The sequence below is a fragment of the Acidovorax lacteus genome (genome assembly GCF_039540375.1).
In the GTDB taxonomy this organism is placed as follows: domain Bacteria; phylum Pseudomonadota; class Gammaproteobacteria; order Burkholderiales; family Burkholderiaceae_C; genus Acidovorax_G; species Acidovorax_G lacteus.
Genome location: NZ_BAABEX010000010.1, coordinates 1 through 21,278 on the forward strand (window position 1 = coordinate 1; position 21,278 = coordinate 21,278).

The 21,278-nt window shown below is 68.1% G+C and carries 20 protein-coding genes; 14 read left to right on the forward strand and 6 right to left on the reverse strand.

Annotated elements, in window-relative coordinates; all coding sequences use genetic code 11:
• A partial coding sequence (locus ABD866_RS08030) for an MBL fold metallo-hydrolase (protein ID WP_345063039.1) occupies positions 1-756 on the reverse strand: 756 nt, incomplete at its 3' end.
• A gap of 114 nt (positions 757-870) precedes the next feature.
• Here ABD866_RS08030 and ABD866_RS08035 point away from each other — a divergent pair.
• The 9 genes from ABD866_RS08035 to ppk2 all read left to right on the forward strand — a co-directional run bounded on the left by ABD866_RS08035 (position 871) and on the right by ppk2 (position 10,492).
• A complete protein-coding gene (locus ABD866_RS08035; RefSeq protein ID WP_345063042.1) occupies positions 871-1,278 on the forward strand; it encodes a MerR family transcriptional regulator in 408 nt (135 codons plus the stop codon).
• Between the two features lie 29 nt (positions 1,279-1,307).
• Entirely contained in the window at positions 1,308-1,766 is a 459-nt protein-coding gene (locus ABD866_RS08040; protein WP_345063045.1) for a PaaI family thioesterase, read from the forward strand.
• Between the two features lie 185 nt (positions 1,767-1,951).
• Positions 1,952-3,130 (forward strand): isovaleryl-CoA dehydrogenase, encoded by a 1,179-nt coding sequence (locus ABD866_RS08045; protein WP_345063047.1) that lies wholly within the window; start codon positions 1,952-1,954, stop codon positions 3,128-3,130.
• Positions 3,131-3,208: 78 nt separating this feature from the next.
• A complete protein-coding gene (gene can / locus ABD866_RS08050) occupies positions 3,209-3,868 on the forward strand; it encodes a carbonate dehydratase (protein ID WP_345063049.1) in 660 nt (219 codons plus the stop codon).
• Positions 3,869-3,911: 43 nt separating this feature from the next.
• A complete protein-coding gene (aceK, locus tag ABD866_RS08055) occupies positions 3,912-5,732 on the forward strand; it encodes a bifunctional isocitrate dehydrogenase kinase/phosphatase (RefSeq protein ID WP_345063052.1) in 1,821 nt (606 codons plus the stop codon).
• Positions 5,733-5,848: 116 nt separating this feature from the next.
• Positions 5,849-7,033 carry an acetyl-CoA C-acyltransferase gene (locus tag ABD866_RS08060; RefSeq protein WP_345063055.1) on the forward strand — a complete coding sequence of 395 codons (1,185 nt, stop codon included), beginning with the start codon at positions 5,849-5,851 and terminating at the stop codon, positions 7,031-7,033.
• A gap of 322 nt (positions 7,034-7,355) precedes the next feature.
• Positions 7,356-8,030, forward strand: coding sequence for an SDR family oxidoreductase (locus ABD866_RS08065; protein ID WP_345063057.1), 675 nt, complete (start codon positions 7,356-7,358; stop codon positions 8,028-8,030).
• Positions 8,031-8,071: 41 nt separating this feature from the next.
• Entirely contained in the window at positions 8,072-9,202 is a 1,131-nt protein-coding gene (locus ABD866_RS08070; protein WP_345063060.1) for an acyl-CoA dehydrogenase family protein, read from the forward strand.
• 90 nt (positions 9,203-9,292) lie between these two features.
• On the forward strand, positions 9,293-10,492 hold the full coding sequence (gene ppk2 / locus ABD866_RS08075; RefSeq protein WP_345063063.1) for a polyphosphate kinase 2: 1,200 nt from the start codon (positions 9,293-9,295) through the stop codon (positions 10,490-10,492).
• Between the two features lie 54 nt (positions 10,493-10,546).
• Here the strand turns inward: ppk2 and ABD866_RS08080 are convergent, their stop codons facing one another.
• From ABD866_RS08080 to ABD866_RS08095, 4 genes are read right to left on the reverse strand one after another with little or no spacing between them, the layout of a single operon-like run.
• Positions 10,547-12,373 carry an ATP-binding response regulator gene (locus ABD866_RS08080; RefSeq protein WP_345063066.1) on the reverse strand — a complete coding sequence of 609 codons (1,827 nt, stop codon included), beginning with the start codon at positions 12,371-12,373 and terminating at the stop codon, positions 10,547-10,549.
• Positions 12,370-13,029, reverse strand: a complete 660-nt coding sequence (locus tag ABD866_RS08085) for a LuxR C-terminal-related transcriptional regulator (protein ID WP_345063069.1) — start codon at positions 13,027-13,029, stop codon at positions 12,370-12,372. The genes ABD866_RS08080 and ABD866_RS08085 overlap by 4 nt, the downstream gene beginning before the upstream one ends.
• Positions 13,005-14,117 (reverse strand): NAD(P)-dependent alcohol dehydrogenase, encoded by a 1,113-nt coding sequence (locus ABD866_RS08090; RefSeq protein ID WP_345063072.1) that lies wholly within the window; start codon positions 14,115-14,117, stop codon positions 13,005-13,007. The genes ABD866_RS08085 and ABD866_RS08090 overlap by 25 nt, the downstream gene beginning before the upstream one ends.
• Before the next feature lie 11 nt (positions 14,118-14,128).
• A complete protein-coding gene (locus ABD866_RS08095) occupies positions 14,129-15,136 on the reverse strand; it encodes a peptidoglycan-binding protein (RefSeq protein ID WP_345063186.1) in 1,008 nt (335 codons plus the stop codon).
• A gap of 351 nt (positions 15,137-15,487) precedes the next feature.
• Between ABD866_RS08095 and ABD866_RS08100 the strand changes: the two genes are divergently transcribed.
• The 4 genes from ABD866_RS08100 (at position 15,488) to ABD866_RS08115 (ending at position 18,867) form a co-directional block, all read left to right on the forward strand.
• Complete coding sequence (locus tag ABD866_RS08100) at positions 15,488-16,546, forward strand: DUF4369 domain-containing protein (protein ID WP_345063074.1); 1,059 nt, start codon at positions 15,488-15,490, stop codon at positions 16,544-16,546.
• Positions 16,547-16,647: 101 nt separating this feature from the next.
• Complete coding sequence (locus tag ABD866_RS08105; protein WP_345063077.1) at positions 16,648-17,334, forward strand: DUF4197 domain-containing protein; 687 nt, start codon at positions 16,648-16,650, stop codon at positions 17,332-17,334.
• Between the two features lie 7 nt (positions 17,335-17,341).
• Positions 17,342-17,791, forward strand: coding sequence for a YchJ family protein (locus tag ABD866_RS08110; protein WP_345063080.1), 450 nt, complete (start codon positions 17,342-17,344; stop codon positions 17,789-17,791).
• 416 nt (positions 17,792-18,207) lie between these two features.
• Positions 18,208-18,867: an HAD family hydrolase gene (locus ABD866_RS08115; protein WP_345063083.1), complete on the forward strand. Its 660-nt coding sequence runs from the start codon at positions 18,208-18,210 to the stop codon at positions 18,865-18,867.
• A gap of 236 nt (positions 18,868-19,103) precedes the next feature.
• On the opposite strand, the gene ABD866_RS08120 is transcribed toward ABD866_RS08115, so the two are convergent.
• Entirely contained in the window at positions 19,104-20,210 is a 1,107-nt protein-coding gene (locus ABD866_RS08120) for a tartrate dehydrogenase (protein WP_345063086.1), read from the reverse strand.
• Between the two features lie 94 nt (positions 20,211-20,304).
• On the opposite strand from ABD866_RS08120, the gene ABD866_RS08125 reads away from it, so the two are divergent.
• A complete protein-coding gene (locus tag ABD866_RS08125; protein WP_345063089.1) occupies positions 20,305-21,228 on the forward strand; it encodes a LysR substrate-binding domain-containing protein in 924 nt (307 codons plus the stop codon).
• Positions 21,229-21,278 lie beyond the last annotated feature (50 nt).

Here is a 21,278-nt window from a genome sequence, read left to right on the forward strand (position 1 = left end):
GTACCGCTTGAGCGACTTCAGGAACAGCCCCAACGGATCTCCATGCGGCTCCATTGCGTGCACGCTTACGTTCGTCGATATCGTCGGGAGAACCATGTCTCCGCTGATCAAGATATGCCGGTCAGCGCAATGCAGCATGATGTGCTCGGGAGCGTGCCCGTAGCCGTCGATCGCATCCCATTGATCCTGTCCCACACGCACCGCGTAGCCGTCTGCAAGGCGCTCAAACTGCCTCGGCAAGGACGGCACCAAGCCTGGGTAGTATCGGCGCCTTGCGCGGACGTGTTCCACGAACTCTGGTGTGTGAAAGCCGTGTTGTCGATAGAACGCGATACCAGACTCGCCACCGAAGCCATCCTGGTCATACACCCCGATGCGGGCTACGTGGTAATCGAGCACGCTGATCCACAGCGGGGCGTGGAAGCGATCACACAGCCAATGGGCCAGGCCGATGTGATCAGGGTGCATGTGCGTCACCACCACCCGCAGGATGGGCAAGTCGTCGAGCCCATTCGTGATGATCTGTTCCCACGCTGCACGGGTGTCTGCGGTGTCTGCGCCGCAATCCACCAGCGTCCAGCCCTCACGCCCGTCAATGGCGTCGCGTAAAAGCCAAAGGTTGATATGGTCCAGCGCGAAGGGAAGAGGCATCCGGATCCAGCGGATTCCTGGGGCCACCTCTAGAAAACTGCCGCGCTCAGGCAGTTGCGTGCCAAACGGGTAGTGAAGCGGTGCGGAACCAGTGGATGCGTACATGGTGAATCCGTTAGGATTGACGTTAACGTAAACGTCATGGGTTGCCCCATTGTAAAAACGCCTGCGCATTTCCCTGTCGCACGCGTGATCCCGCAATCGGAAGCCCCCATTTTCATGGCCACCACCTACAGCATCGGCGATCTCGCCAAAGAGTTCGATCTCACCACGCGCGCGATTCGCTTCTATGAGGACATGGGCTTGATACAGCCCGAGCGCACCGGCCCCGGCGGACGCAACCGCGTCTACAGTGCACGCGACCGTACGCGTCTGCGGCTGACTTTGCGGGCCAAGCGCCTTGGACTGTCCCTGACCGAGGCCAAGGAAATCATCGACCTCTACGACAGCCCGCGCGACACCGGCGTGCAATTGCGCCGTTTTCTGGATGTGCTGGCCGTGCACCGCGCCCAGTTGGAGGCCCAGATGGCAGAGCTTCAGGCCACGCTGGACGAAGTGCGCGAGCACGAGAAGGAGGCGCGAAGTCTGCTGACCAAAAGCGAAAAAAGCAAAATCGCGCATAATTGACGTTTACGTAAACGTAAATCAAAAGGATCATGCGCCCTGTTTTCGAGCCCCGCTGCGCCGACTATGCCGAGCGCGTGCGCGCCAGCTTTGCGCGCCAGGGCGTCATGCACACGCTGGGCGCGAAGCTGACCCGAATTGAGCCGGGCGCGGTGGACATAGCCCTCGACTGGGCTCCTGGGCTGACGCAGCAGCACGGCTTTCTGCATGCCGGTGTGGTGTCCACTGCGCTGGATTCGGCCTGCGGTTACGCAGGCTTCACGCTCATGGCTCAAGACGCAGCCGTGCTGACCATTGAATTCAAGATCAACCTGCTGGCACCGGCGCGCGGCGAGCGCTTTCGCATGGAAGGCCGTGTGATCAAACCGGGCCGCACCATTACGGTGTGCGAGGGCCAAGCCTTTGCACTGCAAGGCGATCAGGAGCATCTGGTGGCGACCATGCATTGCACGCTCATGGCCGTGGTGGGCCGTGATGGCGTGCAGGGATAAGCCATGCACACCGCCCGCATCGCGTCTGCACCGTCGCGCCGCACGCTGCTGTCGGCCTGCTGGCAAGGGCCGACCCCACCGCCCCAAACCCCGTGGTCTGGGCATGCTGGCCCGACCTCCCGAAGCGCCTGCGATGCCGCCCGGCGCACCACTGCCCACTTCCATTCCATTCCAAGGAGACTTCCATGAGCCTTCCAGGCCTGAACTTTCAACTCGGTGAAGACATTGACGCCCTGCGCGACGCGGTGCGCGACTTCGCGCAGGCCGAGATCGCGCCTCGCGCGGCCGAGATCGACAAGACCGACCAGTTCCCGATGGACCTCTGGCGCAAGATGGGCGATCTGGGCGTGCTGGGCATCACGGTGCCCGAGGAGTACGGCGGCGCCAACATGGGCTACCTGGCCCACATGGTGGCCATGGAAGAAATCAGCCGTGCCAGCGCGAGCGTCGGCCTGTCATATGGCGCGCACAGCAACCTGTGCGTGAACCAGATCAAGCGCAACGGCAGCGAAGCCCAGCGCCAGAAGTACCTGCCCAAGCTGATCAGCGGAGAACACGTGGGCGCACTGGCCATGAGCGAACCCGGCGCCGGCTCCGATGTCATCAGCATGAAGCTCAAGGCCGAAGACAAGGGCGGCTACTACCTGCTCAACGGCAACAAGATGTGGATCACCAACGGCCCCGACGCCGACACGCTGGTGGTCTATGCCAAGACCGAGCCCGAGCTGGGCGCGCGCGGCGTCACGGCCTTCCTGATCGAAAAGGGCATGAAGGGCTTATCGATCGCACAAAAGCTCGACAAGCTGGGCATGCGCGGCAGCCACACCGGCGAGCTGGTGTTTGAAAACGTTGAGGTGCCGGCTGAAAACATCCTGGGCGGGCTGAACAACGGCGCCCGCGTGCTCATGAGCGGGCTCGACTACGAACGCGCCGTACTGGCCGCAGGCCCCATCGGCATCATGCAGGCCGTGATGGACAACGTGGTGCCCTACATCCACGACCGCAAGCAGTTCGGCCAGAGCATTGGCGAGTTCCAGCTCATCCAGGGCAAGGTGGCCGACATGTACACCGTGCTGCAGGCCGGCCGGGCGTTCTGCTACACGGTGGGCAAGAACCTCGATTTGCTGGGTACCGAACACGTGCGCCAGGTGCGCAAGGACTGCGCTTCGGTCATCCTCTGGTGCGCCGAAAAGGCCACCTGGATGGCCGGCGAGGGCATCCAGATCTTCGGCGGCAACGGCTACATCAACGAATACCCGCTGGGCCGCCTGTGGCGCGATGCCAAGCTGTACGAGATCGGCGCTGGCACCAGCGAAATCCGCCGCATGCTGATTGGCCGCGAGCTGTTCGCCGAGACCATGTAAGGCCCAGGGCGCACGCCAGCCTCCCGCGTGCGCCGTTGGCGCCGCAGGCGGGAGGCGGGCGTGCCCCAGAATCGCGCCATGTCCGATATCCAAGACCTCTTTGCCCACAACCGCGCCTGGGCGGCGCAGATGGAGCGCGACCGGCCCGGCTTCTTCACCAACTTGATGGCGCAGCAGCAGCCCAAGTACATGTGGATCGGCTGTTCCGACAGCCGCGTGCCGGCCAACCAGATCACCGGGCTGGAGCCGGGCGAGGTCTTCGTCCACCGCAACGTGGCCAATGTGGTCGTGCCCACCGACCTGAACTGCCTCTCGACCATCCAGTACGCAGTCGATCAATTGCATGTGGAGCACCTGATGGTGGTCGGCCATTACGGCTGCGGCGGTGTGCGCGCCGCGCTGCAGGATGCGCGCGTGGGCCTGGCCGACAACTGGATCCGCCATGTAAAGGACGTACGCGACCGCCACCGCGCGCTGATCGCGGCCGTGCCCGAGGCGGCGCGTCTGGATGTGCTGTGCGAGCTCAACGCCATCGAGCAGGTGGTCAACATTGCCCAGACCACCGTGGTACAGGACGCCTGGGCGCGCGGCCAGCCGGTCACGCTGCACGGCTGGTGCTACGGCCTCAAAGACGGCCTGATCAACGACCTTCACATGACCGTGGCTGGCACGCAAGGGCTGGACGCGCTCTACAAAGCCGCCATCGAAGGTGTGGCCGCCGTGCGCCGCAGCGCCTGAAGGCGCGATGATCAGCGCTTTGCACCGAGCCCCAGGAGAACCCATGTTTCCGCAGCGACTGGACGCCCCCCAAGCCTACGACATCGCCAAGGCGATGATGGACGGCTTCAACCGCCACTACCGCCTGTTCCGCACCGAATCGGCCCGCGCCAAGCACCGCTTTGAAACCGCCGACTGGCACGGCCAGCAACGTGCGCAGCGCGAGCGCATCGAGTTCTACGACCTGCGCGTGAAGGAATGCACGCTGCGGCTGGAGAAGGAGTTCCGCGCGGGCGAGCAGCCCATGGAGGTCTGGCACCAGGTCAAGCTGCACTACATCGGCCTGCTGGTGAACCACCACCAGCCTGAGCTGGCCGAGACCTTCTTCAACTCGGTCACCACCAAGATCCTGCACCGCACGCACTTCCACAACGATTTCATCTTCGTGCGCCCCGCGGTCAGCACCGAATACATCGAAAACGACGAGCCCGCCGCGCGACCCACCTACCGCTCGTACTACCCCTCGCGCGACACCATGCACGAGACGCTCACGCGCATCGTGGACAACTTCCAGCTCCAGCGCGAGTTTGAAGATCTCTCGCGCGACACGGGCTTCGTGCTGGCGGCTATCCAGCGGCGCATCGGCAACGTCAAGCTGCGCGCCAACTTCCAGATCCAGGTGCTCTCCAGCCTGTTCTTTCGCAACAAGGGCGCGTACGTGGTGGGCAAGGTCATCAACGGCTTCAACGAGCTGCCGTTTGCGCTGCCCATCCTGCACAACCCGCAGGGCAAGCTGGTGATCGATGCCGCGCTGTTCGGCGAAGACGACCTGCAGATGCTCTTCAGCTTTGCGCGCGCCTACTTCATGGTGGACATGGAAATCCCCAGCGCCTATGTGCAGTTCCTGCGCAGCCTCATGCCGCGCAAGCCACGCGCCGAGCTGTACAACGCGCTGGGCCTGGCCAAGCAGGGCAAGACGCTGTTCTACCGCGACTTCCTCTACCACCTGCGCCATTCGAGCGACAAGTTCCGCATTGCGCCCGGCATCAAGGGCATGGTCATGCTGGTGTTCGACCTGCCGAGCTTCCCGTTCGTGTTCAAGATCATCAAGGACTACTACCCGCCCCAAAAAGACACCACGCGCGAGCAGATCAAGGGCAAGTACCTGCTGGTCAAGCAGCACGACCGCGTGGGCCGCATGGCCGACACGCTCGAATACAGCGAGGTGGCCTTTCCGCGTGAGCGCTTTGACGACGAGCTGATCGCCGAGATCCAGAAGTTCGCGCCCAGCCAGCTCGAAATCAGCGACCGCGACGGCGACGGCCAGCAGGAAGTGATCATCAAGCACCTCTACATCGAGCGCCGCATGATCCCGCTGAACATCTACCTGCAAGAAGCGTTCGACACCGGCCTGCAGGACACGCGTGCGCGCGAGCAGATGGAGCGCAGCGTGGTCGAGTACGGAAATGCCATCAAAGACCTGGTGGCCGCCAATATCTTCCCGGGCGACATGCTCTGGAAGAACTTCGGCATCACGCGCAACGGCAAGGTCGTGTTCTACGACTACGACGAAATCGAATACCTGACCGACTGCAACTTCCGCCGCGTGCCCGCGCCGCGCAACGAAGAAGACGAAATGTCCGGCGAGATCTGGTACAGCGTCGGCCCCAAGGACGTGTTCCCCGAAACCTTCGGCCCTTTCCTGCTGGGCAACCCCGCCGTGCGCGACGTGTTCATGCAGCACCACGGCGACCTGCTCGACCCGGCCTTCTGGCAGGCGCACAAAGAGCGCATCCAGGCCGGCCACGTGCACGACGTGTTCCCGTACGACCCCGAGCGCCGCTTTGCGCACCCGCCGCAGGCGCCCGCCACGGCAGCCGCCTGACGTCCCTGCCATGCCCCTGACCGCCGCACACCCCTGCTGTCGCATGGCCCGGCCCGCGGCGTATGTGCGGCGCCCACCCACCCTTCTTTCATCGCACCCCTTCAAGGAGAAAGCACATGGCTTCTGATCCCATCGTCATCGTCGGCGCAGCCCGCACCCCCATGGGCGCGTTCCAGGGCGAGTTTTCCGACCTGGCCGCGCACGACCTGGGCGGCGCCGCCATCAAGGCCGCCGTGGCGCGCGCAGGCGTGGCGCCCGAGAAGGTCGATGAAGTGCTGTTCGGTAACTGCCTGATGGCCGGCCAGGGCCAGGCCCCTGCGCGCCAGGCGGGCTTCAAGGGCGGGCTGCCGCGCAGCACCGGCGCCGTCACGCTGTCGAAGATGTGCGGCGCGGGCATGGAAGCCACCATCCTCGCGCACGACCAGCTTGTGGCCGGCAGCCGCGACGTGATGGTGGCCGGCGGCATGGAGAGCATGACCAACGCGCCCTACCTGCTCAAGAAGGGCCGCGGCGGCTACCGCATGGGCCACGACAAGATCTTCGACCACATGATGCTCGACGGACTGGAAGACGCCTACGAGGCCGGCCGCAGCATGGGCACCTTTGGCGAAGACTGCGCCGCCAAGTACCAGTTCACGCGCGAGCAGCAGGACGCCTTTGCCATGGCCAGCGTGCAGCGCGCGCAGCAGGCCATCCAGTCGGGCGCATTTGCCGCCGAGATCACGCCCGTGACCTTCACCACCCGCAAGGGCGAAGTCACCGTGGCGCAGGACGAAGGCCCGCTCAAGATCCGCCTGGACAAGATCCCCACGCTCAAGCCAGCGTTCAAGAAGGACGGCACCATCACCGCCGCCGCCAGCTCCAGCATCAACGACGGCGCTGCGGCGCTGGTGTTGATGCGCCAGTCCACCGCGCAGGCGCTGGGCTGCAAGCCGCTGGCAAAAATCGTCGCCCACGCCACCCACGCGCAAGAGCCCGAATGGTTCACCACCGCCCCCGTGGGCGCGACGCAGAAGGCGCTGAAAAAAGCCGGCTGGCAGGTCGACGACGTGGACCTGTGGGAAATCAACGAAGCCTTCGCCGTGGTGCCCATGGCGCTGATGGCCGACCTGAAGGTGCCGCACGAGAAGGTCAACGTGAACGGCGGCGCCTGCGCGCTGGGCCACCCGATTGGCGCGAGCGGCGCCCGCATCATCGTCACGCTGCTGCACGCGCTGCAGGCGCGCGGCAAGAAGAAGGGCCTGGCCACGCTGTGCATCGGCGGCGGCGAAGCCACGGCCATGGCGCTGGAGCTGGTCTAAGCCGCATCGGCCCGAGGCCCGGGCCATCGTCCCTGGCGGGCGGTGGGGGGCTTCGGAATGCTCTGTTTTTGATAGCTGCTCGTGCTTGATTTTGCTAGGCTGTAGGCCCAAAACGCCTTAAATGGCTCGCAGGGCGGTGCCAGGGTGCCGCCGCTGTGGCCCCGCCCAGACGGCGCAGGCGGCCTGGCCCCGCGGCGCCTGCACAGCGCTCTGGTCATGCGGCCAGTCCTGCTATTTGCTATGAATTTGGTAGCTGCTTGTGCTTGATTTCGCTGGATGAGCGCATGAAAACACCCCAAACCCACCTCCCTGGAGCCTACCCATGAGCCGCCCCGCCACGCTGGTCATCGGCGCCTCGCGCGGGTTGGGCCTGGAGTTGGTGCGCCAGTACCTGGACGAAGGCCGCCGCGTGATCGCCACCGCGCGTGACGACGCGGGCCTGGCCCGCCTGCGGGCGCTGGGGGCCGAGGTGCTGCGCTGCGACGTGGCCGACCCCGCCAGCGTGAGCGGTCTGGCCTGGCAGCTTGACGGCGAGGCATTGCCGCTCGCGCTGTACGTGGCGGGCGTGATGCGCCGCCCGGGCGCCACCACGCCGCCCACGCAGCAGGACTTTGACGCCGTCATGCACGCCAACGTGCTCGGGGCCATGCAGGTGCTGCCCCAGGTCGGCCCGCTGGTCGAGGCCGCGGGCGGCGTGTTCGGCTTTCTGTCGTCGTCCATGTCGCTGATCGGCAGCGTGCCGGGCAGCAACGCCTGGCTCTACCGCACCAGCAAGGCCGCTCTCAACATGGCCGTGGCGGCGGCGCGTTTCGACTACCCGCGCGCCGTGCTCTGCACGCTCGACCCCGGCTGGGTGCAGACCGACATGGGGGGTGCGCAGGCACCCCTCACCCCCGAAGAGAGCGTGCGCGGCCTGCGGGCCGTGCTCGCCAGCGTCACCCCGGCCGACAGCGGCCGCCTGCTGCACCACGACGGCCGGCGGGCCGCGCACTGGTGACACACGCTTTTTGACCCGAACCCCTATTCCGGAGACACCCCATGCTGCTGACCCAAGACCAGGAAATGATCCGCGACGCCGTGCGCGAGTTTGCCCAGGCCGAGCTCTGGCCCCACGCCGCGCGCTGGGACAAGGAGCACCACTTCCCGCGTGAAGCCCACCGCGGCCTCGCGGCGCTGGGTGCCTACGGCATTTGCGTGCCCGAGTCGTACGGCGGTGCCGGGCTCGACTACGTGAGCCTGGCCGTGGTGCTCGAAGAAATTGCGGCTGGCGACGGTGGCACCAGCACCGCCATCAGCGTCACCAACTGCCCGGTCAACGCCATCCTGATGCGCTACGGCAGCGAAGCGCAAAAGCAGCGCTGGCTGGCTCCGCTGGCCCGCGGCGAGATGCTGGGCGCGTTCTGCCTGACCGAGCCGCATGTGGGCTCCGACGCCTCGGCCCTGCGCACCACCGCCACGCGCGAAGGCGGCGAGTACGTGATCCAGGGCGTCAAGCAGTTCATCACCAGCGGCAAGAACGGCCAGCTCGCCATCGTGATCGCCGTGACGGACAAGGCCGCGGGCAAGAAGGGCATGAGTGCCTTCCTCGTGCCCACCGACACGCCGGGCTACACCGTGGCGCGGCTCGAAGACAAGCTCGGCCAGCACAGCAGCGACACCGCGCAGATCCTGTTTGAAGGCTGCCGCGTGCCCGCCGAGAACCTGATCGGCGCCGAAGGCGAGGGCTACAAGATCGCGCTGTCGGCGCTCGAAGGCGGCCGCATCGGCATTGCCGCGCAAAGCGTGGGCATGGCGCGCAGCGCGTTCGACGTGGCGCTGCAGTACGCCAAAGAGCGCGAGAGCTTCGGCACCGCCATCTTCAACCACCAGGCCGTGGGCTTCCGGCTGGCCGACTGCGCCACACAGCTCGAAGCCGCGCGCCAGCTCATCTGGCACGCCGCCGCGCTGCGCGACGCAGGCCGCCCCTGCCTGAAGGAAGCCGCCATGGCCAAGCTGTTTGCCAGCGAAGTGGCCGAGCGCGTGTGCAGCGCCGCCATCCAGACGCTGGGCGGCTACGGCGTGGTGGCCGACTTCCCGGTGGAGCGCATCTACCGCGACGTGCGCGTGTGCCAGATCTACGAAGGCACGAGCGACGTGCAGAAGATCCTGATCCAGCGCGCGCTGGCTTGACGCGCGGCAATCTTGATCTGGCGCAAGCGCCCTGCAGGTGGGGTCGCGCCACCCCTTTTGCCCGCCAGGGGCGGGTGACAGAATCGTGACATGAGCGCACGCGACACCGCCCCCACCCCCGCCACCCCGGCTGCTGCCGCCCTGGTGCCTACCGCCCCGGCCCCACGCCGCACGCCCCGTGCGGCCGAACGCCCGCGCCGCGTGGCGCAGGGCGACACCTTGGGCCTGCGCGACAGCAAGGCCGTCCGCGCCGCCGCCCCGCGCGAAGCCACGCGCGCCGCCCAGGGCCGCCAGCGTGCGGCCGTGGAGGGCCTGCTGGCCAACGCCGCGCTGGCCCCGGCCGAACGGGCCACCGCGCTGCTCACGCTGATCGAAGGCGCATCCGAAGACGACCGCGTGATGCTGCGCCGCCTGCTCTGGGCCGATGGCGAAGCCCCCGAAGACGAGCGCCCCACCAAGGGCCACCCCGACGACGAGTTGGCGCCCGACTGGCGCGACGGCGGCTACCCCTACAAGCACCTGATGCGCCGCGCCACCTACGAGGCGCAGAAGTACCAGTTGCAGGTCGAGCTGCTCAAGCTGCAGGCTTGGGTCAAAGAGACCGGCCAGCGCGTGGTGATCCTGTTCGAAGGACGCGACGCCGCAGGCAAGGGCGGCACCATCAAGCGCTTCATGGAACACCTGAACCCGCGCGGCGCGCGCGTGGTGGCGCTCGAAAAGCCCAGCGAGGTCGAGCGCGGGCAGTGGTACTTCCAGCGCTACATCCAGCACCTGCCCACGGCGGGCGAGATCGTCATGTTCGACCGCAGCTGGTACAACCGCGCGGGCGTCGAGCGCGTGATGGGCTTTTGCACCGACGCCGAATACCACGAGTTCATGCGCCAGGCGCCCGAGTTCGAGCGTCACCTGGTGCGCAGCGGCGTGCATGTGGTCAAGTTCTGGTTCTCCGTCAGCCAGGCCGAGCAGCGCCGCCGCTTCAAGGAGCGGCAGGTGCACCCGCTCAAGCAGTGGAAGTTGAGCCCCGTGGACCTGGCTTCGCTCGACAAGTGGGACGACTACACACGCGCCAAAGAGGCCATGTTCTTTGAAACCGACACGGCCGACGCCCCCTGGACGGTGATCAAGAGCGACTGCAAGAAGCGCGCACGCCTGAACGCCATGCGCTACGTGTTGCACAAGCTGCCTTACGCCAACAAGGCCCCCGAGGCGATTGGCAAGCTCGACCCGCTGATCGTGGGCCGCGCCCATGTGGTGTACGAGCGCGGCGAAAAGCCCGGCGCGCTGCTGTAAGCCCTGGGGAGCCCTGGGTTCGTTGCGCATGGGCCCAGGCCCTCGCGCGATGCGTCAGCCCGGATGTTCTGCCGGTGCGCTGCGCCCGGCAGGCGTGGCCCGCTGCGGCAGCCATTGCAGCAGCAGGCCCTGCAGCTGCGCGACGTCCACCGGTTTTTTGAGCACCAGATAGCCCTCGGCCTCGGCGTCGGCCAGCTCGGGTGCGTCGAATTCGCCGCTCACCAGCGCGCCGTGCGCGTCGGGGTATTGCGCCAGCAGTGCGCGCAGGATGTCGAAGCCGCTTTCGCCTGAACGCAGCCGTTGGTCGCACAGGATCACGTCGGGCGGTGCGTCTGCCTCCACGCGCGCAAAGGCTTCGCTCGCGTCTGATGCCAGCACACACTGCAACCCCCAGCTGGCCAACAAGGTGCTCCAGGCGTGCAGCACATGCGGGTCGTCGTCCAGCACCAGGCAGCGGCCCTGCAGCGGCAGAGCCCCTGGCAGCGGAACCGGCGAACTGGCGGGCACCGCATTCGGTGCCGTGGTGGCTTCAAGCTGTAGCCAGAAGCACGAGCCGCGGCCCAGGCGCGAGCGCAGGCCATGCTGTGCCCCCATCAGGTGTGCGCAGCGCGCCACCACTGCCAGCCCCAGGCCGTGGCCCTCGCGGTGGATGCTCCAGGCATGTTCGGGCCGGTAGAAGGGTTGGTAGATGCGGCCCTGGTCTTCGAGGGCCACGCCCAGGCCTGTGTCCCACACCTCGATGCGCCAGAAAGTCCCACGCTTGCGAACGCCCACCAGCACCCCACCCTGCGGCGTATAGCGCAGCGCGTTGTGCACCAGGTTGGCCAGCGACTGGCGCAGCAGCGGGTCGTCGGCCCGCACCGTGGCCCCCGTGGGGGGCGGCCGCAGTCGCAGCGCCAGGCCGCGGGCGCGGGCTTCAGGGGTGAACTGCAGCAACAGATCGTCCAGCAGTGGCGCGAGCAGCACCGGCTGAGGGCGCAGTGCGAGGGTGCCCGATTCGATCTTCGAGAGGTCGAGCAGCGAGTCGAACATGCGCTGCACGGCCCGCAGGTTGTGGCGCAGATCGCTCAGGGGTTCAGCCAGCGACGGGTCGCGGTTGCGCAGCACGACGGCCTCGGTCAGCAAGGCAATCGCATGTACGGGCTGGCGAAGGTCGTGAGCGGCGGTGCTGATGAAGCGGTTCTTCTCGGCCAAGGCCACCTCCGCAGCGTCCCGGGCCGCACGGTAGCGCACGGCCAGGTCACGGCTGTGCTCGCCCAGCGCCACCTGGCGCACGAAGAAGCGATGGGCTTGCAGCGCGCTGCGGTCGATCACCACCGACATCACCAGCGCCATGGGCACCAGAAAATAGGAATACTCCGGAAAAGTCCAGGGGCTCAGCAGCACGATGCCCACCGTGCCCAGAAAGAAGCAGCGGTAGATCGAAAGCACGGCTGGCATCTGGGCCGCATTCACGGTCAGGATGGCCAGCAACGTGACGTGCAGCAGCAGCATGAACTGCGGCGGGGAGTGGCCGATGCACAGGACCACGGTCAGCGACAGGCCCACACCATGCCCGATGGCCAGGGCATGCATGCGCGGCATCCACCGCGCCAGTTGCGCCTCAGGGGACTGCCAGCCTTTGTCCTGGCGATAGCGTCGGCGCACCATGTTCACACCCAATGCGACCACCGCGTAGGCTGCCCCCCAGACCCACAGGACCCAGCCATCGCCGCCATGCCAGTGCAGCAGAGCGCCCATCAGCGCCCCCATGGGGGTCATCGTCAGCACGCTCAGGCGCAGGCGCGCAAAAGAGGTTTCCAGCAGTTCTAGCCTGCCCCCCGGCGTGATCCGATCGCCTTCTGCGGCGGGCGTGTCACTCAGCTCGGCCACGGTACTCATCGTGCGTCGTTGGGCAGAACCAGTTGGCGGCCCCGCAGGTGTGTGATCGCCTCCACCCGCGTACGCACCCCCAGCTTTTGCAGGATGCCAGTCACATGTTCCTTGACGGTGGCCTCCGAGATGTCGAGCGCCTGCGCAATGCGTTTGTTGGGCTGCCCCTGCAGCACCCGGGCCAGTACTTCTCCTTGCCGCAGCGACAGCCCCAGCTCTTGCGGGGTGACAGGCAGCTCTCGTGCTCGGGGTGCTGCGGTGGCAGCGAAAGAGGCGGGAAACCAGGACTCGCCAGCACGCAAGCGCTGCAGAGCAGTGGCAAAAGTGTCAGGAGACTCCTGCTTGTGTAAAAAACCGCGCGCACCGGCTGCGCGTGCGCGCTCGACGATCTGCGGGTCGTCGTCGCCGCTGACCACCGCCACGGGGGTGCCCGGGCAGTGCAGGCGCAGCGCCTGCAGTGCCGACAGGGCCGCGCCGTCGGCCAGCCAGAAATCCACGATCGCCAGTTGCGGTGCGCCCCGCTGGGTCAAGGTGGTCTCCAGGCAGGCCATGCCTTCGAGCGCCAGCACCTCGGTGTCGGGCAGCAGGGCCCGCAGAAACTCGGCCATGCCACGCGCCACCAGCGGGTGGTCGTCCAGGATCAGCGCGTAGGGGGCAGGGTGCATGGGGCGTGGGCTTCAGCGGGTGCGGCAGGTGCTATGTTGCCTGCAGTGTCCGGCCGGGTCGGGCGGGCATTCGGCGGCAAGGCTTGTTTGTGGATCGGCGCGGTAGCGTCGTCAAGCGGTTCTACCCGCAGCACCAGGCTGCCGCATTTGTGGCCGTCCTCCACGCGGGCATGGGCTTCGCGGAATGCCGACCAGGGCAGCACTGCGCCCACCACGGGGGTGTAGAGACCCAGCGCCGACAGGCGTGCCAGCTCCTGTACGTCGTCCGCACGCTCTTCGGCGGGGCCTGCCACCACACGCAGACCCTGCAGCCGACCAAGCCAGGGGGCAGCCAGCAGTTCGGCCAGCGTGGCTGTGAGCAGCAGCAGGCGCCCGCCGGGGTTCAGCAGCTGCAGCAGCGGTACCACGCCACGGCCGCCGTGGCAGTCCACCACCACGTCGTAGCGCTCCGTCTGCTGCGCCATCGGTTCAGCATGGGGGTCGATGCACTGCTGCGCGCCCAGCCGGTGCATCAGCGCCCGGCGCGGTGCACTGCAGGCGGCCGTGACGCGCGCGCCCAGAATGCGCGCCAGTTGCACGGCGGCGGTGCCCACGGTGCCGCTTGCGCCGAGCACCAGCACATGCTCGCCCGCGCCCAGGCGTGCGCGCCGGTAGAAGTCCAGCATGGTGCTGCCGCCAAAGCACATGGCGGCGGCGTGCTCCAGCCCCAGGCGCTGCGGAATGGCGGCCACCGGGCCGTGCTCAGCGACGCACACGTATTCGGCGTGGCATCCCATGCGCCCACCGGAGAAACCGAACACGGCATCGCCCACCCGAAAGCGCCGCACTGCGGGCCCCACCGCATCGACGATGCCCGCAAACTCGCTGCCCAGCACGGGGCGGCGCGGGCCCCGCCAACCCAGCGCCAGCCGGCCCAGCAGGCCAAAGCCCGGGGGCAGGGCGCGGGCGCGCACACGCCAGTCGGCGCTGTTCACGGTGGTGGTCAGCACGCGCACGCGCAGCTCGTGCGGTGCGGGCTCGGGCGTGGGCAGATCGGCCCACTCCAGCACATCCGGCGCGCCGTAGCGCGTGCAGACGATGGCGCGCATGGGGCGCCGGCTCAGCGAGACAGGGCCGCGGCCGTGGCCGCGTCCAGGCGGCCACTCTGTGGCAAGCCTTTGTCCTTCTGGAAGGCACGCAGCGCGGCGGCGGTGCGCTGGCCCATCGCGCCGTCAGGCGTGCCTGCGGTGTAGCCCAGCGCGTTCAGCCGCTCCTGCGCATCCCGCAGCGACAGGCCGCCGGCAGCGGGCGTGGCGGCCGCCGGGGCAGCCCGCGGGGCCGACGTCTGCGAGGGCGCGGCTGCGCCATCCACCGCCAGGCGGCCACCGCCACCCAGGCCCTGGCCCTGCACCGTCTGCGCGCGGTACTGGCGCAGGGAGCGCACCATCTGGTTGAAGGCGTCCATGAAGGCGGCGGCAATCACCTTGCCTTCGGCCGTGTTGCTGTAGCCGCCCAGGCGTGCGCCGCCCGATCCGCCCATGAGCTGGCCCATGGCGCCGAAGTCGGTTTTGGCGGCGCTGCCTTCCGATGCAGCCACCTGCACGCCGGAGCGGTGGTCGATGAGCGTGAGCAGTGCGCTGGCTTCTTTGGTGTTCATGTTGGCGCCCACGGCCGCCAGCAGGCCGCCAGCGCGTCCTCCCACCAGCCCGCCCAGCGAGGCCGATGCGCCGCCGGCGTTGTGGTTCTGGAAGACGATTTCGGGCGACAGCCCGTAGTCTGACGCCACCACCTGGCCCTGGCCGAACTGGCTGCCCTGGCGCATTTCGCCAGCCTGCATCAGCGCGCGTTCGCGCTGCATGGCCTGCATGCCGGCCGCACCGCGCTCCACCACCACAAAGCAGTTGGATTGCTGCACCAGCAGGCGCAGCAGGTTGGCTGTGGGTGGCAGGCGGTACTGGTCGCGCAGGATGGTGTACCAGCCGGCCTGCTGGTTTTCGATCAGCGACACCGTGCCCAGCGGGCTGTCGCAGCGCTCAAGCTCGCTGTTCGTGTTGCTGGTGGCCGCGCCAGCAGCGCTGCCCGTGGCCACGGTCTTGGCCTCCGGGCTGCCCATGCGCATGGGCGACATGGTTTCGCAGCCGGCCAGCAGCAGCGCGGCGCAGGCCGCCGTGGCCAGCACGCCCCAGCGGGGGGCGGTGCGCAGTGCCAGGGCGTGGTCAAGGGTGGGCGCGTGGGGAGTCCGGTGCTCAGGGGTCATGGTGCAAGCGGGGCAGGAGGGTGTGCAGGAAAGGGCTGACGAAACGGAGCGCGCAAGCGGGAGCGCGCAAGCGCAGCCGCTGGCCGTGCGCCGGCGCGCGGCATGGGGCCGGACTGTCGCCGTCCTGTAGGGCTGCGACAACCCTCCGGACGGAGGGTTGTGTCCTACGCAGGGCGATTTCGAGAATGGCCCGCTGTTGTTGGGAAACCTAGGAGTGATGACATGAACAGCAGAGCAGAAGCCGCGGGCATGCGGCGCCCGGTGCGCCACGCCGCCGTCTGGGCCGCGGGCGCGGCCGCCCTGGCCCTGGTGGGTTGCGGGGGCGGTGGAGGCGACGGTCCCGGCACCGGCCCCGACGTGGGCTACACCATTGCCGGGCAGTTGTCGGGCCTGGCCGCCGGGCAGCGCGTGGTGCTGCAAAACAATGGCGGCGACGACTTGAGCGTGGCGGCCAACGGCCGGTTCGCGTTCGGCACCACCGTGTCCGCCACACGGCCCTATGCCGTGACGGTGAAGACCCAGCCCACGGGCCAGCGCTGTACCGTGAGCCAGGGCAGCGGCAATGCCACCGGCCCGGTCGAGAACGTGGCCGTGCGCTGCGAGAACGTGGCTGCGGGCACCTACACCGTGGGCGGCACGGTGAGCGGGTTGTCGGGCGCGGGCCTGGTGCTGCAGAACAATGGCTGGGACAGCCTGGCCGTTGGCAGCAACGGGGGCTTTACTTTTGGGTCCACCATGGCGGGCGGCGCGACCTACGACGTCACCGTGCGCAGCCAGCCAGCCGGGCAAAGCTGCTCGGTGCGCAACGGCCGCGGCACCGTGGGGACGGCCCCCGTCAACAACGTGGAGGTGACCTGCGGCAACACGCTCGACCTGCCCGTGGGCGACTGGAAGGTCGAGCTGTGCACCCAGGTGCGCCCGGGGCAGTGGGGCCGCAACCTCTGGCGCGTCACGCGGCAGGCTGACAATCGTGTCACCGCCCAGATGGGTGCAGCGCTCTACAGCAGCTCGACCTGCTCGGGCACGCCCACCATTCCCCCGCCGTTGACCGACGTGGGCACCATCGTGTTCGACCGCAACGCCAGCACGCCAGCGCTCACGGCCTTCTGGGGCCTGTGGACGCAGCCGTCGGGCCAGAGCACGCGCGTGGTCTGGGGCCGCAAGAACGGCCGCCTGTGCCTGATGGCCGACCAGACGCCCAGCGTGTTCCCCACCGCGGCCAGCGTGGAGAGCTATGTCGATCTGGTGATCCCGAACCGCCTGTGCTACACGCTGGAGTGAGCCCGGGCCTGCCCCACGCCGCGTGACCGGTGTGGGGCCAACCTGCGCAGACGGGTCGCAGGCGGTGGGACAATCAGCGCCCCATCTGCCCGCCTTGCCCCATGCTGCGCCGCCACGTTGTTCCTGCTGTCGCCCTCGCTCTGGGCCTGGCCGTTCGGCCGGGCGCAGCCCAGTCTGCAGCGCTGCGGCCGGCCGAAGCCGCGCGCGCCGTGCGCAGCCTGCTGCAGCAAGGCGTGCAGGCCGCCATCGATGAGCTGGGCCAGGCCGACGGCTTCTGGTCGCGCCCGCGCGTGCGCATCGGTCTGCCGCCGTACCTGGACGACGCCGCCACCGTGCTGCGGTCCACCGGGCAGCGCCAGCGGCTCGATGAGCTGCACCGCGCGCTCAACCGCGCCGCCGAAGCCGCCGTGCCCCTGGGGCGCGAGCTGCTGCTGCAGACCGTGCAGCGCATCAGCGTGGACGACGCGCTGGCGCTGCTGCGTGGCGGCGACACGGCTGTCACCGCTTTTTTTGAGCGCCGCACCCGCGAGCCACTGACCCAGCGCTTCAAGCCCGTGGTGCAGCGCGCCACCGAGCAGGTGGGCCTGGCCCGCCAGTACGACGCTGTGGCCGGCCGCGCCGAACGCATGGGCCTGCTGCGCCCGGGCGAAGGCAGCGTGGCCGAGTACGTGACCGCGCGCACGCTCGACGGCCTGTTTGCCACCGTGGCCGAGCACGAACGCCGCCTGCGCGACAACCCCGCCGACGCCGCCACCAGTCTGCTGCGCCGCGCGCTGCAACTGCGCTGAGCCCGCCATGCCCGCTGCGCCGCTTTCCCTGTTCGCCTCGGTTGCCGCCACCGAGCCCTGCCCCTGCGGCCGCCAGGACGCCCGGGGCCGCCTGCGCCCGCATGGGCAGTGCTGCGGCCCCTGGCTGGCGCCCGACGGCGCGCCCGCGCCCGATGCCGAGGCGCTCATGCGCTCGCGCTATAGCGCCTTCGTGCTCGGGCGGGCCGACTACCTGCAGGCCACCTGGCACGCCAGCACGCGCCCTGCCGATCTGGTGCTGGACCCGGCCGTGCGCTGGCTGGGGCTGCAGGTGCGCGGCCACTGGGTCACGGGGGCGGATACGGCCGAGGTCGAATTCGTCGCCCGCAGCCGCCAGGGCGGGCGCGGTGTGCGCCTGCACGAACGCAGCCGCTTTGTGCGCGAGGCGGGCCGCTGGTGGTACGTGGACGGCGACTTTCGGGACGGCAGCGCGGCTTGACGTTCCATCGGCCTGCAGCCCAGCAAAGTCAAGCACGAGCAGCTATTGATTTGATAGCGACCAAGCCCCACTGGACCTCGGCATCCGGTCTGCACGCCACGGCGCTTGCACGCGCAACCCGCACAGCCCCACAGCCCCACAGCCCCACAGCCCAGTTTTGCAAGCCAAAACCGACGCGGGAGCAGCAAATTCAAGCACGGCCAGCTATTAAAAGAGGAGCGACCGAAGCCTGCGGGTGCTACCGCCATCCCGCCCGCGCGGGCTGACGTACCATCGGGTGCCATTCTGGGCGCGGTTCCGGGTGCTGCCGTGGGCGCTGCCCAGGCCGTTGCCTGCGGCCCGGCGCGCGCAGGGCCGGCTGCCATCGTTGTTCTGCCTGGCCGCGCCTTGGCCGCCAGGCCCAGCCCCTTTGCCCCATGACCTTTGAAGCCATTTTGTTCGACTGCGACGGCGTGCTCGTGGACAGCGAACCCATCACCAACGGCGTGCTGCGCGACATGCTCGAAGAAGCCGGCTGGAGCCTGACGCCCGAAGCCTGCATGCAGATCTTCATCGGCAAGACGGTGCGCAGCGAAGCCGCGCGCATCGAGGCGCACACCGGCCAGCCCCTGACCGACGCGTGGATGGACGCCTTCTACGCGCGCCGCAACGCACGCCTGGCGGCCGAGCTGCAGCCCATTGACGGTGCGCTGGAAACGGTGGCCGCCGTACACGCGCGCCTGGCCGGCCGCATTGCCTGCGCGTCGGGGGCCGATCGCTTCAAGGTGGAAATGCAACTCGCCCAGGTGGGCCTTGCGCCGCTGTTTGCCGGCCGCGTGTTCAGCGGCCACGAAATGCCCCGTACCAAGCCCGCGCCCGACGTGTACCTGGCCGCAGCCGCAGCCCTGAACGTACCCCCCGCGCGTTGCCTGGTGGTGGAAGACACCGTGACCGGCGTCACCGCTGGCGTGGCCGCCGGGGCCACGGTGGTGGGCTACAGCCCCTCGCCCGTGGGCCACGGCACGCCCGAGGCGCTGCGCGCCGCCGGGGCGCAGCACATCCTGCACGATTTGCGCGGGCTGGTGGCGTTGTTGTAGGGCGCGCGCCCGGTGCGGGGACGCGGGGGTGGGCGTGGTGTCCGTCCCTCGCGCCAGCGCATCGCGGCATGCTCGGCCGCGAGTACCTGTGCCAACGCCGGGTGGGCCCACGGCCGCTGCGGGCAGGGGCGATGGAGCCCGGTGATGCACCGGGACGGGGCCCGATGGCGCTGCGTGCCGAGTGATCCTCAATGCGCCAGCCAAGCGCTCGCGGCCGACGCGGTCGCGGGTATGGTTCAGAGAACGTTGCTGGCAGGTGTGCTGGCCACCAGGGCCGCGATGGCCTGGCCGACGTCGGTGGTGCTGGCTGTGCCTCCGAGGTCGGGTGTGCGGGGTCCGCTGGCCAGCACGGTCTCGATCGCCCGGACGATCGCGTCGTGGGCAGCGCGTGCCGCGCCTTGTCCATGGCCGAGAAAGTCCAGCATGAGTGCGCCGGACCAGATCATGGCGATCGGATTGGCGATGTTGCGGCCGTAGATGTCGGGCGCGGAACCGTGCACGGGTTCGAACAGCGACGGAAACGTCCGTTCCGGATTCAGGTTGGCTGAGGGGGCCAGCCCCATGGTGCCCGCACTGGCGGGCCCCAGATCCGAGAGGATGTCCCCAAACAGGTTGCTGGCGACCACCACATCAAAGCGCTGCGGTTGCAGTACGAACCGCGCAGCCAGGATGTCGATGTGCTGTTTGTCGATGTGGACGTCTGGGAACTGCCGGGCCATGGCGTCGACCCGCTGGTCCCACCAGGGCATGCTGATGGCGACGCCGTTGCTTTTGGTGGCCGCCGTCAGTCGTTGGCGCGGCCGTTGCCGGGCGAGCTCGAATGCGAATCTGAGCACGCGGTCGGTGCCGTGACGGCTGAAGACCGACTCCTGAACGACGATTTCCCGGTCGGTTCCCTCGAACATGATGCCCCCGAGGTTGGTGTATTCGCCTTCGGTGTTCTCACGGACGATCAGGTAGTCGATGTCCCCTGCGCGGCGACCCGCCAAAGGGCTGGGCACACCTTCGAACAGGCGCACCGGGCGCAGGTTGATGTACTGGTCGAACTCCCGCCGAAACTTGAGCAGACTTCCCCACAGCGAGATGTGGTCTGGCACGGCCGATGGCCAGCCCACCGCGCCAAAGTACAGGGCGTCGGTGCCTTGCAACTGGGCCTTCCAGTCGGGCGGCATCATGCTGCCGTGTTGCTGGTAGTGGTCGCAGCTGGCCCAGTCGATGTGCGTCAGCTCCAGTGGTATGCCAAATCGCTGGCTCGCGGCCTGGAGCACCCGGACCCCCTCTGGGGCGACCTCTTTGCCGATGCCGTCCCCGGGAATGACGGCGATTCGATGTGCCTGTTGCATGGTGCGTGTTGCGTGCTGTGGAAGGGATCAGCAGCTTAAAAGACGGCTTAAACGTGCACAATCTTTGTAATCGTTGTCTTTATGTTTACGTTTCGTGTTCAATAAAGCGCCGTCGAATGACGATCTGAGGGTCTTTTGTGCGGTGGTGGAGCGCGCTGGTTTTGCCGCTGCCGCACAGGATCTGGGGGTGTCCACCGCTTTCGTGAGCAAGCGCGTGCGCTTGCTGGAGACACAGCTGGGGGCGAGGCTCTTGCACCGAACGACGCGCAGGGTCACCCTCACCGAAAGTGGCGAGCGCACCTACGGCTGGGCCCAGCGCATCCTGGACGACGTCGATCAGCTCCTGCAGGACGTGGGAGACGTGGCGGTCCAGCCGCGTGGAGGCTTGAGGGTCTGCAGCAGTTTCGGTTTTGGCCGCATGCAGGTCGCTCCGGCTCTGGATGCGCTGACGCAGCGGTATCCCCAGCTTCGCGTGCGCCTGGATCTGTACGACCGCCTCGTCGACGTTGCGGCGGAGGGGTTCGATCTGGACATCCGTGTAGGCGACGGGGTGGAGCCGCATCTGATCGCGCGCCCTTTGGCGGACAACCACCGGGTGCTGTGTGCATCTCCCCAATACCTGGCGCAGCGGGGCACACCGCAATCGCTCAAAGACCTTGCGCACCATGATTGCCTGGCCATCAAGGAGCGTGACCATCCACTCGGGGTTTGGCGCCTGCACAACCGCGACCGCGAGCACGCCGTGAAGGTATCCGGCGCACTGTCCAGCAACCATGGTGAGGTCGTGCTGCGCTGGGCTCTCGATGGGCGGGGTATCGTGCTGCGGTCCATGTGGCAGGTGGCGCCCTTGCTGCAGACGGGGCAGTTGGTGCAGGTGCTGCCCGGGTGGCGTCAGTCGGCCAAGATTTGGGCGGTGTACCCATTACGGCTGGAGCGCTCGGCCAAGCTGCGTGTGGCGGTGGAGTTTCTGGCCGACTGGTTTCGCCACAGCGTTCCCCGGGAAGCCGCTCAGGGCTGAAATCGCTCCAGAGCGCCTTCCAATCCAGGGGCTGATCGTGTCCGATCGCG

Excerpts from the sequence above, each read along its gene's own strand:
- ABD866_RS08035 (WP_345063042.1), top strand. The coding sequence starts at position 871 with ATGGCCACCACCTACAGCATCGGCGATCTCGCCAAAGAGTTCGATCTC.
- ABD866_RS08040 (WP_345063045.1), top strand. The coding sequence starts at position 1,308 with ATGCGCCCTGTTTTCGAGCCCCGCTGCGCCGACTATGCCGAGCGCGTG.
- ABD866_RS08045 (WP_345063047.1), top strand. The coding sequence starts at position 1,952 with ATGAGCCTTCCAGGCCTGAACTTTCAACTCGGTGAAGACATTGACGCC.
- can (WP_345063049.1), top strand. The coding sequence starts at position 3,209 with ATGTCCGATATCCAAGACCTCTTTGCCCACAACCGCGCCTGGGCGGCG.
- aceK (WP_345063052.1), top strand. The coding sequence starts at position 3,912 with ATGTTTCCGCAGCGACTGGACGCCCCCCAAGCCTACGACATCGCCAAG.
- ABD866_RS08060 (WP_345063055.1), top strand. The coding sequence starts at position 5,849 with ATGGCTTCTGATCCCATCGTCATCGTCGGCGCAGCCCGCACCCCCATG.
- ABD866_RS08065 (WP_345063057.1), top strand. The coding sequence starts at position 7,356 with ATGAGCCGCCCCGCCACGCTGGTCATCGGCGCCTCGCGCGGGTTGGGC.
- ABD866_RS08070 (WP_345063060.1), top strand. The coding sequence starts at position 8,072 with ATGCTGCTGACCCAAGACCAGGAAATGATCCGCGACGCCGTGCGCGAG.
- ppk2 (WP_345063063.1), top strand. The coding sequence starts at position 9,293 with ATGAGCGCACGCGACACCGCCCCCACCCCCGCCACCCCGGCTGCTGCC.
- ABD866_RS08080 (WP_345063066.1), bottom strand. The coding sequence starts at position 12,373 with ATGAGTACCGTGGCCGAGCTGAGTGACACGCCCGCCGCAGAAGGCGAT.
- ABD866_RS08085 (WP_345063069.1), bottom strand. The coding sequence starts at position 13,029 with ATGCACCCTGCCCCCTACGCGCTGATCCTGGACGACCACCCGCTGGTG.
- ABD866_RS08090 (WP_345063072.1), bottom strand. The coding sequence starts at position 14,117 with ATGCGCGCCATCGTCTGCACGCGCTACGGCGCGCCGGATGTGCTGGAG.
- ABD866_RS08095 (WP_345063186.1), bottom strand. The coding sequence starts at position 15,136 with ATGTCGCCCATGCGCATGGGCAGCCCGGAGGCCAAGACCGTGGCCACG.
- ABD866_RS08100 (WP_345063074.1), top strand. The coding sequence starts at position 15,488 with ATGAACAGCAGAGCAGAAGCCGCGGGCATGCGGCGCCCGGTGCGCCAC.
- ABD866_RS08105 (WP_345063077.1), top strand. The coding sequence starts at position 16,648 with ATGCTGCGCCGCCACGTTGTTCCTGCTGTCGCCCTCGCTCTGGGCCTG.
- ABD866_RS08110 (WP_345063080.1), top strand. The coding sequence starts at position 17,342 with ATGCCCGCTGCGCCGCTTTCCCTGTTCGCCTCGGTTGCCGCCACCGAG.
- ABD866_RS08115 (WP_345063083.1), top strand. The coding sequence starts at position 18,208 with ATGACCTTTGAAGCCATTTTGTTCGACTGCGACGGCGTGCTCGTGGAC.
- ABD866_RS08120 (WP_345063086.1), bottom strand. The coding sequence starts at position 20,210 with ATGCAACAGGCACATCGAATCGCCGTCATTCCCGGGGACGGCATCGGC.